Source organism: Cryobacterium tagatosivorans, from assembly GCF_004402215.1.
Classification (GTDB): domain Bacteria; phylum Actinomycetota; class Actinomycetes; order Actinomycetales; family Microbacteriaceae; genus Cryobacterium; species Cryobacterium tagatosivorans.
The window spans coordinates 24,582-35,979 of record NZ_SOEZ01000030.1 but is presented as its reverse complement, the minus strand read 5'-3'; the positions used below and the strand labels follow the sequence as shown (position 1 = coordinate 35,979).

At 72.4% G+C, this 11,398-nt stretch carries 9 protein-coding genes and 1 pseudogene; 4 read left to right on the top strand and 6 right to left on the bottom strand.

The features are described from left to right. The 4 genes and pseudogenes from E3O23_RS05740 to E3O23_RS05725 form a co-directional block, all read left to right on the top strand. Positions 1 to 1,900, top strand: a pseudogene (locus tag E3O23_RS05740) (hypothetical protein); the annotation flags it as partial. Positions 1,901 to 1,912: 12 nt separating this feature from the next. Further along, positions 1,913 to 2,623: a VIT1/CCC1 transporter family protein gene (locus tag E3O23_RS05735; protein WP_134489023.1), complete on the top strand. Its 711-nt coding sequence runs from the start codon at positions 1,913 to 1,915 to the stop codon at positions 2,621 to 2,623. An 84-nt stretch (positions 2,624 to 2,707) separates the two neighbouring features. Further along, positions 2,708 to 3,058: a DUF3054 domain-containing protein gene (locus E3O23_RS05730; RefSeq protein ID WP_134489021.1), complete on the top strand. Its 351-nt coding sequence runs from the start codon at positions 2,708 to 2,710 to the stop codon at positions 3,056 to 3,058. 94 nt (positions 3,059 to 3,152) lie between these two features. Beyond that, entirely contained in the window at positions 3,153 to 4,505 is a 1,353-nt protein-coding gene (locus E3O23_RS05725) for an MFS transporter (RefSeq protein WP_134489019.1), read from the top strand. A 117-nt stretch (positions 4,506 to 4,622) separates the two neighbouring features. Here the strand turns inward: E3O23_RS05725 and E3O23_RS05720 are convergent, their stop codons facing one another. The 6 genes from E3O23_RS05720 to E3O23_RS05695 all read right to left on the bottom strand — a co-directional run bounded on the left by E3O23_RS05720 (position 4,623) and on the right by E3O23_RS05695 (position 11,365). After that, entirely contained in the window at positions 4,623 to 4,835 is a 213-nt protein-coding gene (locus E3O23_RS05720) for a hypothetical protein (protein ID WP_134489017.1), read from the bottom strand. Positions 4,836 to 4,969: 134 nt separating this feature from the next. Beyond that, a complete protein-coding gene (locus E3O23_RS05715) occupies positions 4,970 to 5,788 on the bottom strand; it encodes an FAD:protein FMN transferase (protein WP_241983344.1) in 819 nt (272 codons plus the stop codon). Next, complete coding sequence (locus E3O23_RS05710; protein ID WP_241983343.1) at positions 5,772 to 6,254, bottom strand: FMN-binding protein; 483 nt, start codon at positions 6,252 to 6,254, stop codon at positions 5,772 to 5,774. Before E3O23_RS05710 ends, E3O23_RS05715 begins: the two co-directional genes overlap by 17 nt. After that, positions 6,251 to 7,675 (bottom strand): ferredoxin reductase family protein, encoded by a 1,425-nt coding sequence (locus tag E3O23_RS05705; RefSeq protein WP_241983342.1) that lies wholly within the window; start codon positions 7,673 to 7,675, stop codon positions 6,251 to 6,253. The genes E3O23_RS05710 and E3O23_RS05705 overlap by 4 nt, the downstream gene beginning before the upstream one ends. A gap of 109 nt (positions 7,676 to 7,784) precedes the next feature. Beyond that, the gene (locus tag E3O23_RS05700) at positions 7,785 to 8,762 is read right to left on the bottom strand and encodes an FUSC family protein (RefSeq protein WP_241983341.1); all 978 of its coding nucleotides are present in this window, start codon (positions 8,760 to 8,762) and stop codon (positions 7,785 to 7,787) included. A gap of 122 nt (positions 8,763 to 8,884) precedes the next feature. After that, a complete protein-coding gene (locus E3O23_RS05695) occupies positions 8,885 to 11,365 on the bottom strand; it encodes an ATP-dependent helicase (protein ID WP_134489015.1) in 2,481 nt (826 codons plus the stop codon). Positions 11,366 to 11,398 lie beyond the last annotated feature (33 nt).

Sequence of the window (11,398 nt, the reverse complement as noted above, 5' to 3'; positions counted from 1 at the left end):
CGCGGCGGCGGCATCCGGGCCGGCCCCGGCGGCCGCGCCGCGCGGGCCCCTGCTGGCCCGGCCCGGTTTCTGGAGTTCCCGCGTGGACACGCATCGGCTGGCACTCGCGCACCTCGCGGCGGGGCTGAGCCTGGTGTCACTCATCCTCACGGCCCAGGACACGCTCGACGGGGGCGGCGGCCCGGCCCCGCTCCTGGCCGTGCTCTCCGCCGCGCTGCTGGCCGCGAGCCTCGCGACGGCGTTCGGCACGAGTACCCTGCCGACCGAGGGCGCCGCAGGGACGGGCGGCCGCCGGCACGGCGTTCTGGTCGCGCTCTGCTCGGGCGTCTACGCCGCGACCCTGGCGACCCTGGTCGTCCGAGGCGTCACCGTCCGTGCCGTCGACGACGTGCGGGCGAGGGTCGGCTTCACCGCCCTGGAGCTGGCGGTGCTCGCCCTGATCGGCCTGATGGTGCTCATCATCGCGGCGAGCGCGTTCTTCCGGATCCCGGGATCCCCGGGCCGGCAAGCGCGCTTCGAGGCCTGGCACGGCCTCGCGCCGGCCGTCTTCCTCACCCTGGCCCTCGGCCTCGGCCTGATCTGGTCCAGCCTGGTGACCGTGGGCGTCGGCGACTGGTTGAACGGCGGAGCCGGGGCCAGCGCCCTCCTCGGCCCCGCGGCCACGCCGCCCCCGCCCCCGCCCGCGGCCGCCTGCCCGGAGGCGTGCGTGCCGCCGGGTCCCGAGCTGGCCGTGCCGCTGATCTTCCCCTGGTTCGGCGGTGTCTCCCTGGCCCTGTTCCTGGCGGCGCTGCTGCCCATCGGCGGCGCGCTCCTGGCGCGGCGGGATGTCTCGGCGCGGGCCGACGCCTGGCTGCCGGCCCGCGGGCTCGCGGCGCCGACCGACGACACGGACATGCCGGTCGGTTCCGCGGCGGAGCTGACGGCGCTGCTCGGGCCGGTCCGCGACCGCAAGCGCGGCACGGCTGCCCGCCTGCACCTGGTGGAGCCCGCGATCGCGGTCCTCGCCGGCGCATCCTTCCTGGCCGTGCTGGCCACCGGCGTGCTGAGCGCGCTCTCGCTCTTCTCCCCGCCCTTCCTCGAGTCCTGGGCGGCGGCGGGCGGCATCCGGTCGCTGCTGGACGTGTCGATGGGCGCGTGGGCCGGCGTCGCCGTCCTCGTGCTGGCCGGGCTGGCCGTTCCGGCCGGCGCGGGTGGGCTGGCCCGGCCGCTCGCCATCGTCTGGGACCTGGCCTGCTTCCTGCCGCGTGCGGGGCATCCGCTCGGTGCGCCCTGTTACACCGAACGGGCCGTGCCCGAGGTGTCCCGGCGCATCCTGTGGTGGCTGCGGCAGGAGGATGCGCCGCGCGCCCGGCGGCGCGAGGTGGTGCTCGCCGCCCACAGCATGGGGGCCGTCGTGTCCCTGTCCGTCCTGTTCGCGCTGTCCTCGCATCCCGAGTGGGACCGGTTCCGCGGCCGGGTGTCGCTGCTCACCTTCGGCGTGCAGCTGCGGCCGTACTTCGGGCGGATGTTCCCCGAGCTGATCGGCCCCGCCGCGCTCGGCACCACGCCCTGCCTCCGCCCGCGCCTGTGGGGCGCCGACCCGTGGGCGGCCGACTCGGATGCCCCGGCGCCGGCCGTCGAGGCGAGGTCGCCCGTCCCGGTGCGGCGCTGGATCAGCCTCTGGCGGCTCACCGACCCGCTGGGTTTCCCGGCCTTCTCGAACCAATGGGCGGGAAATCCGCTCGACCGGTTCGCCGACGAGATCGACACGAGCGGCTACACCGGCGCCGTCGACGGGCACGGCGAGTACTACCGCACCGGAGCGTATCGTTCGGCCCTCGCGGAGCTGGCCGGGCTCATCCCGCCGCGCGCGAACGGCGGGCCTCCCGGCGCGCCACTGGACCGGCGGGCCCGGGGGTGATTGGCTGGGCACATGACTGAGCAGGCCCACGGCACCGACCCGCACACCGCCGGACACGCGTCCCGGCTCAACTGGCTCCGCGCCGGGGTCCTCGGGGCCAACGACGGCATCGTGTCCGTCGCCGCGCTCGTCGTGGGTGTTGCCGCGGCGACGCCGGATGCCGCCGCCATCCTGATCGCGGGCGTGGCGAGCCTGCTCGCCGGCGCCATCTCGATGGCCCTGGGCGAGTATGTGTCGGTGAGCAGCCAGCGGGACACCGAGCGGGCGCTCATCGCCAAGGAACGGTACGAACTCGAGCACATGCCCGAGCAGGAACTCGCCGAACTCGCCGGGCTGTACGAGGCCAAGGGCCTGAGCCCGGGGACGGCGAAGCAGGTCGCCCTCGAGCTGACCGAGCACGACGCACTCGGCGCGCACCTCGAGGTGGAGCTCCACATCGGCACCGAGGAGCTGTCCAACCCGTGGCACGCCGCGTTCGCGTCCGCGATCGCCTTCACGGTCGGCGCCATCCTGCCGCTCGTGTCGGTGCTCCTCCCGCCGCCCGAGTGGCGCCTGCCGGCCACCTTCATCGCCGTCGTGGTCGCCCTCGTCGTCACCGGCTGGCTCAGCGCCTACCTCGGCGGCAGCTCGAAGAGCCGCGCCATCGGCCGGATCGTGCTCGGCGGCCTGCTCGCCCTTGTCGTCACCTACGCGATCGGCGCCCTGATCGGCACCGCGATCTAGCTCCCACCCCCGCGAAACCGCAGTTGTGCGCGTCATTCGTGCCGTTTAGCGCGCACAACTGCGGTTTCGCGGGAGGATGGGGGGATGATCTTCGCCGCGGCCATCGATGTCGCCCTCGTGCTCGTGTTCGTGCTGATCGGGCGGGCCAGCCACGGCGAGGATCTCCTCGGGGTCCTGAACACGCTCTGGCCGTTCCTCGGCGGACTCGCGATCGGCTGGCTGGTCATGCGCGCCTGGCGCAGCCCGCTCCGGATCGTCTGGACGGGCATCGGCGTCTGGCTGGGCGCCGTCGCCGGCGGGCTGGCGCTGCGCCTGGTCGCCGGGCAGGGCGTGCAGCCCAGCTTCGCGATCGTGACCGCCCTGGTGCTCGGCGCGTTCCTGCTCGGCTGGCGGGGCATCGCGTTGCTGGTCCGCCGGGCCCGGTCCCGCAGCTAACCGACCGGCCGGTTCCGGCGCGCCGGTTGCGGCACGGCGGGAAGGCGCGGAATCATGGACGGGTCGCACCGCCGCCGGAAGGACCACGCTCGCCATGAGGGATGACGCCACCACGGGCACACCTCCGCGCCGCCGGCCCAGGCTCCCCCGGGCCGCCCAGCCCTTCCGTGAGGGGCAGTACCGCGTCCTGATCGGCGCGATGACACTGTCGCTCTTCGGAGCCGGCATGTGGCTGGTCGCCGTGGTCTGGCAGGTGATCGAACTCGGCGGCGGGCCCGCCGAACTCTCGATCGTCGCCACCGGCTCCGCCGCCGGCCTGCTCGCGGCCGTGCTGATCGGCGGGGTCGCCGCCGACCGCATCCCCCAGCGCCGGATCATGATCACCGTCGAGGCCACCAAGACCGTCGCGATCGGGGTCGCCGCGTTCCTGGCATTCACCGGCACCGTCGATGTCTGGAACCTGGCCGCGATCTCCTTCGCCCTGGGCGTGGCCGACGGATTCTTCTACCCGGCCTACTCGGCGCTGCTGCCCTCGATCCTCCCGGCCGAGCAACTGCTCGCCGCGAACGGCGTCGAGGGGATGCTCCGGCCGATGGTGATGCAGGCGGCCGGCCCCGCCGCCGCCAGCGCCGCCATCGCGGCCTCCTCGCCGGGCTTCGCCTTCGCGCTGATCGCCGCCGCGCAGCTGCTGGCCGCCCTCGGCCTGGCGATCCTGCGCCCGACGGCCCTGCGCCGCGAACCGCCCGATCCGGACGCGCCCCGCCGGCATCCGTTCCTGTCGGTGCTCGCGGACATGCGCGCGGGCTTCGCCTACATGGTCCGCACGCCGTGGCTGCTCGGAACGCTGTCCTATTTCACCGTGCTGGTGCTCGTGCTGATGGGGCCGATCGAGGTGCTGCTGCCGTTCGCGGTCAAGGACCAGGCCGGCGGCGGACCGGCCGGCTTCGCCCTGGCCCTGGCCGCGTTCGGCATCGGCGGGGCCGCCGGCTCGCTCGTCGTCGCCTCCCGGCGGCTGCCGCGCCGCTACCTCACCGTGATGAACGTGCTCTGGGGCGTCGGCTGCGTGCCCCTGGCTGTCATCGGGCTGACCTCGCAGCTGTGGGTCATGATCCTCGCGCTCTTCCTCGTCGGCTTCGCCTTCCAGGCCGGTACGGTGATCTGGGGCACCCTGCTGCAGCGCCGCGTTCCGCCGGCGATGCTCGGGCGGGTGTCCAGCCTGGACTTCTTCGTCTCGCTGGCCTTCATGCCGGTCTCGATGGCGCTGGCCGGGCCGGTCGGCGAGGCCATCGGCCTGGCGCCGGCCTTCCTCATCGCCGGGCTCGTGCCGCCGGTGCTCGCGCTCAGCGCGATCGTCATCTTCCGGATGCCCCGCGACGAGTTGCGGCATCCGCTCGACCGGGAACTCGACTCCGACTCCGACCAGGACCAGGGCCCCACCCGTTCATAACTCCTCCAGAACGCGTGGACGGTCTCGCCCCACCCCCCGGATTGACGGGCCGGCCCGCTGGACAAGCGCGAATTGGAGGAGTTATGCGCAGAGGCTTAGGCGCAGGGGCCGAGAGGCTTACTCCGCCCCGCCTTCGTCGCGATCCTCGTCTTCCAGGTTGACCGGACGTTCGTCGGCGTCAATCGCCCATTCGTCTTGCTCCTCCTCTTCGGGGAGGAGGTCTTCGTCCAAGGTCAGGTTGATGTCATCGACCTCACGGTCCTCGTCGACGCCCTCGCTGCCGAGGTCGGTTCGCTTGGGCCACAGCGCGTCCGGGTCGCTTGCCATCATCACAACTCCTCACGATCGGGGGAAAGTCTCCCCCGCGCGAGCCACGGTACGCCCGTCACCGGGCCCGGGCAAGACGCTCGCGCGCGTCGCAACCAGCCACGTCGCGGGCGCGATTCCGACGGGCCGCGGCCCGCTCAGGAAGCCGGCCGGCGAAGGCCGGGAGTCGCCAGAAGCTCGCCGTCCCTGAGCACGGCGAGCACCTCGATCGGCCATCGGCCGGTGCTGTCATTGAGCGTTTTCTCGCCGCCGGCGACGATCGCCGTGGCGAGGACATCCGCCGTGACGATATCGGCGGCGAACACGCTCACCTGCAGGTACGGCGACGCTGCGCCGGGGGCGGGCGTCCAGATGTGTTCTCCGCGTTCCGCGCTGCCCGAGGTCGCGACCGCGCGCAGCGGGCCGGCGAGCGGCACACCGGCCAGGACCTCGCCCCTGTCCATCGGGTCGACGATCCCGACCACCCAGTCCACCTCGGGTGCCGGGCGTCCGTCGACCAGGATGTCCCCGCCGGCGTTGATGCTCCACCCGGCGAGGCCGAGGCCGGCCAGGATCTCGCCGGTTTCCGCGATGGCCAGGCCCTTGACGACGCCGGAGAGGTCGACCACGCCATCCGCCCGATGCGGGGTGAACACCCCGTCCGTGCGGTCACGCCAGCCCAGGGCAAGCATGTAGCAATCCCGCAGGGTCGCGCTCGCCTCGGTGAGGCGGATGTCGCCCCGCGCGACGCGGCTGAGTTCGGAGTCGCGCCGGTACAGGCTGAAACGCTCGTCCCAGCGCCGGAACGCCGCCTCTGCGGCCGCGCCGGCCATCCGGCGCAGCTCGCGAGTGCCGGTGCCGTCGTGGGCGTCGCCGTCGCCCATTCGCAGGCTGACGACGGTGCCCATCGACTCGAAGGTGATCGCAGGCCCGCCGGCGGACCCGGGATCGCTGAAGGGCTTAGAACCCGGCGGCATCGAGAGCCGACTGCAGCGACTGGACGTACCCGGAGCTCGTGTAGGTCGCTCCGCCGACGTTTTGCACGTTGGCCGACTGCGCCGACAGCACCTCGTCGCGGAGGATGGGCGCCGCCCGGTTGCTGATGTTCACGGACTTGCCGTCGCGATCGGTGAGCAGCAGTGGGGCGACGTCGGCGATCTTCCCGCCGGCGATGGTCACCGCCACCTGCACGTCGCCGAACTGGGTCTGCACGACCGCTCCGGTGAACGTGCCGGCTGCCGGCGCCGCTGCGGCGGACGGCGCCGCGGATGCCGTGGGCTGGGTCGCCGCGGCGGACGGGCCGGCGGACGGTGCCGACGGCGTGGCCGCGGTAGCGCTCGCCGTCGACGGGTTCAGGACGCCGGCCTGGACGCCCATCTCCCAGCCGGCCGCGAGTACAGAGAGGGAGGCCAGGGCGGCGAAGGCGGCTGCACGTTTTCTCACCAGTCGAACCTTTCGTAGTGGACTTGCCGGGTGCGCATGCCTGCCGACCGGGCGTCCTGGACGACGGCGTCGGTCCAGCGCCGCGGGCCGCAGACGTACAGGTCGGCCTCGCGCAGCTCCGGCACGAGTGTAGCCAGAGTGACGCCGGCGGCCGCGGCATCCGCGGGCAGCCAGCTGTCGACACCGGCCGGCCGGTGCCCGGCGATGACCCGCAGGGTGGCCCCGCGGCGCGCGCAGAGTTCGGCCATTTCGTCGGCCAGATACCCCTCACCGACCGTCGGCGACCGGAGGATGACCGTCGCGCCGCCGGGCTCGAACGACGCACTCTCGAGCAGCGACCGGATCGGCGCGACCCCGATGCCGGCGGCCACGAGAACGAGGCGGGGAGAGGTCCTGGCCCGCTCCGTAAAGAGCCCGTACGGGCCTTCGAAGCTCACCCGGGTGCCCCTGGTCAGGCTGGGAAGTTCGGCGGTGGCGTCGCCGAGCCCGCGAACGGTGATCCGGAGGGAGTTGCCGCCCGGCGCGGCCGACAGCGAGAACGGGTGTGCCTGCCACCACAGGCCGGGGGTCCAGAATCTCCAGATGAAGAACTGGCCGGCGCTTGCATTGAGCTTGTTGAGCCGGCGGCCCTTCAGGCGGATCGACACGACGCCGGGGGCGACCCGGTCGACGCCGGCGACGACCAGGCCGTGCCGGATCGAGCGCACCACCGGGATGACGAACCGGAACAGCAGGATCGAGCCGGCGACCGCCGCGTACAGGGCCAGCCAGTAGTAGCGCTGGAAGGTGCCGTCACGCAGCAGCCCGCCGACGCTCAGCTGGTGCGGGATCGACACGAGCACCGCAATGTAGGCGAGGAGGTGCACGGCATGCCAGGCCTCGTAGCGGAACCGGCGGCGGACCACGACGATTGAGCTGACGACGACGGCGATCAGGAGCCCCAGCCCGACGAAGGCGAGCGGCATGTCGGGGAGCTGGGTGAGCATGGTCCACACCTCCGCCGGTAGGGTGGAGTTTTCGGCGAGCGCGTAGCCGCCGACCAGCAGGGCGCCGTGCGCCAGGAGCAGGTAGAGCGCGGGCTTGCCGAGGGACTGGTGCACGGCCATGGCCCGGTCGTGACCGAACGCGCGGTCGATCAGGGGCAGGCGTGCGGCCAGCAGCAGCATGACCAGCAGCAGGTCGCTGCCGACGAGGCCGCTCAGGATGCCCAGCGACGTGAGCGCGTCGGCCGGCGTGCCGAACCGGGCCGCGCCGCCGTCGGCAAGGAAGATCGCGATGACGAGGGCGACCGAGACGATGCTGAGCACCTGCAGCGTGTCGGCCAGGCGCATCCGTCGCTGGTAGGCCGGGTGCGGGGCCGGCGCGGACGGGGCGCCGCCGGGGCGTCTCCGGGGCTTGTCGAGGGTCGTGTCGAGGCTCATGAGAGACAGCTTCGCCGCCGCGGCAATCGAAGGGCTATCAAGAAGCTGAGAACCGGCTGTGTGCTTCCGATGCGCCCGCACGCGTCGTCAGGCGGTCGTCAGGCGGTCGTCAGGCGGTCGCGGGCCGCCCTGCGCCCCTCCGTGAGGCTCCCGCCCTGGCCGCCAGCAGGATCAGGATGGCGGTCGCCCCACCCAGCGCCGTCTCCACCAGCCGGTCGAGGAGGAGGGTCGGCACGTCGACCGGACTGGCCAGGTGCGCGACCGTCAGAGCGAGCGGGGTGATGAACAGCAGGGCGGCTCCGTAGTGCCGGCCGACCAGGATCTCCGCGCCGAACTGGCCGATCGCGATGACGAGGATCAGCACCCAGACCGGCGGCCCGGGGAGCAGGACCAGCGCCGTGACGACGACACCGAGCGCTGTGCCGAGGATGCGGTGGATCGCCCGCGAGGTGGAATGCCGCGCGCGCGGCGGCGGGAGCACGGCCACGACGCTGACGACGGCCCAGTACGGATGACCGATCCCGATCAGCAGCGCGATCCCACCGGCGGCGAGCACGCCCACGACGTTCTCGGCGATCGTGAGCCACACCTGCGGGTCGCGGTAGGCCGCGGCGTGCAGGCCGGCCTCGCGGGGGAGGCGCTTGAACAGGTCGGCCGAGCGATCGCCGGCCAGCCGCCGAAGCACCCAGCCGGACATGACGAGCAGCCAGGCGAAGGCCGTGGCCCCGGCGGCCAGCAGCATCCGCGGCCACACCTCGTCGGCGGGCGTCGGCACCTCGGCGCAGACCAGGTAGGCGAACACGAAGAAGACGGGGGTGCGGGGGAAGAGGCCCACCGTCGACGCGACGAGGATGCCGGCGGTGATCACGACCACCAGGCCGGCCGCGATCACCGGCAGGGGCGCACCGGTCACGGCCACCAGCAGACCCAGGGCGATGCAGGCGAGCTGGACGACCGCGGCGGTGGTAACGGTGCGGGCGCGCAGCCGGTATGGCTCACTCCTGCCGTAGAGCGAGGTCATCGCCCCGAAGGCCGCATAGGGCGCCAGGTCGACCCGCCCGAGCGCGACGAGCACGATCAGCGGCACGGCGACGGCGACGGTCGCCCTGGAGGCGACCTCGATATCGAGGGCCCGCAGCGACCTGATCCGCTCGAGCAGGGTTTCCGGCTTCCCGCGCCTCTCGCCGCCCTCGCCCCCTCCCCCGTTGATTAGAGCTTCTCGATCGGCGCGATCTTGATCAGGAGCTTCTTTGCGCCCGCCGTGTCGAACTGCACATGCGCGATCCGTTTGGCGCCCTCGCCGGTGACCTGGTTGACGCGTCCGTCGCCGAAGTCGACGTGACGGATCCGGTCGCCGGCCGCCAGGGTGAGGTCGCCGTTGTCGCGCACGGTCCCGGTGACCCGGTTGGCCCATTCGGTCTTCGGCGTCGGCGCGGGCGGCAGGCCGGCGGGCGCGAGCTCCCTCTTGCCGAATCCGCCGCCGTAGCCGTCCCGCCGGGCGTTGAGCGCGCGCGGCTGGGTTCCGCCGCGCGAGTTCGCCATGCCCGGAGACTGTTTCCAGTCGATGAGCTGGGCGGGGATCTCCTGGAGGTAGCGGCTCGGCATGGCCACATTGATGTCGCCGAACTGGGCCCTCGTCATCGCCAGGGACAGGTAGAGCCGCTGGCGGGCCCTCGTGATGCCCACGTAGAACAGGCGCCGTTCCTCGGCCGGGCCGCCGGGCTCGCCCGCGGACATCTGGTGCGGCAGCAGCCCCTCCTCGACCCCGGTGAGGAACACGGCCTCGTATTCGAGGCCCTTCGCGGTGTGCAGGGTCATCAGCGAGACGGTCCCGGATGCGTCGTCGAGGTCGTCGGCGGCGGCGACCAGGGAGACCTGGGTGAGGAAGTCGACCAGGCCGCTGTCGGGGTTCTCCCGGTTGAAGTCCTTCGTCTGGGCGACGAGTTCCTCGATGTTCTCCGCCCGCGCCTCATCCTGCGGGTCGCGGCTGTTGCGCAGGCCCGCGAGCAGGGTGCTGCCCTCGAGCAGGAAGGTGAGCAGTTCCGACACATTCGCCTGCCCGGCCGGGTTGGCCGGGTCGAGCTTGAGGGCGGCCTCGTCGAGCAGGGTGGACAGCGCCAGGATGGCCCCGGTGACCTTGGGCCCGAGCCCGAGCGCCCCGGCGTTCCGCATGGCCTGCCGGAAGCTGATCTGGTTCGCCTCGGCGAAGCTGGCCAGCTGCGTTTCCGTGGCCGGGCCGATGCCGCGCTTGGGGGTGTTCAGGATGCGCCGCAGGGCCAGTTCGTCGACCGGGTTGGCGACCGAGATCAGGTAGGCGAGCGCATCCTTGATCTCGGCGCGTTCGTAGAACTTGGTTCCGCCGACCACCCGGTACGGCACGGCGGCGCGCACGAGGATCTCCTCCAGCGCCCGGGTCTGGGCGTTGGTGCGGTAGAACACGGCCATATCGCGGTAGGCCATCCCGGCCTGGTGCAGCACCTCGATCTCGTCGGCGACGAACTGGGCCTCGTCGTGCCCGGAGTACGCCGTGTAGCCGACGATCTTCTCGCCGTCGCCGCCGGCGCTCCAGAGCTTCTTCTCTTTGCGGTCGAAGTTGTGGCCGATCACGGCGTTGGCGGCCGAGAGGATGTTCTGGGTCGAGCGGTAGTTCTGCTCGAGCAGGATCACCCTGGTGCCGGGGAAGTCGCGTTCGAACTCGCTGATGTTGCGGGTGTCCGCGCCGCGGAAGGCGTAGATCGACTGGTCGGAGTCGCCCACGACGGTGAGCGAGGCTCCCGGGATCGCGCCCGTGGCGTCGCGCAGGTTGCGCACGTGCACGCCGTCCGCCTCCATCTCCTCGGCCAGTTCCGGGGACACCGGCCGGGTGAGTTCGCGGACGAGCGCGTACTGGGCGTGGTTGGTGTCCTGGTATTCGTCGACCAGGATGTGCCGGAACCGGCGCCGGTAGAGGGCGGCGACGGCCGGGAAGGCGCGGAACAGGTAGACCGTCTCGCCGATCAGGTCGTCGAAGTCGAGGGCGCTGGCCGCGCGCAGCCGGCTCGTGTACTGCCGGAAGATCTCGACGAACATGACCTCCTGCGGGTCGCTCATGTTCGCGTTGCGAGCGTAGGAGTCGACATCCGCCAGCTCGTTCTTGAGCTTGGAGATCTTCGCCGCGACGTTGCCGGGGGTGAAGCCGAGCGTGTCGGCGTCGAGGGACTTGATGATGCGCTTGAGCGTGACCTTGGTGTCGGCGGAGTCGTAGATGCTGAACGTGCTGGTCAGGCCGGCCTTCTCGGCTTCGCGGCGCAGGATGCGCACGCAGGAGGAGTGGAAGGTGGAGATCCACATGCCGTCCGCGCCCTGGCCGAGGATGGCCCGGACCCGGTCCCGCATCTCGGCGGCGGCCTTGTTGGTGAAGGTGATGGCCAGGATCTGGCTGGGCCAGGCGTCCCGGGTCTCGAGCAGGCTGGCGATGCGGCGGGTGAGCACGCTGGTCTTGCCGGAGCCGGCGCCGGCGATGATCAGCAGCGCGGGGCCGCGGTACTCCACCGCTTCGCGCTGCTCGGGGTTGAGCCCGTCGAGCAGCGGGCTGCGGTAGCCCGCTCCCCCGGCGGCACCCGGGCCAAAGCCCGGCCCGTCCATGATCGGCGCGTTTATGATCACAGGCGTGGCCGCTGGGCTGGTGTCCGGGGCTATGGGGGTCGTCATGTCACGATCAATTCTAGGCGCTGCCTCCGACAC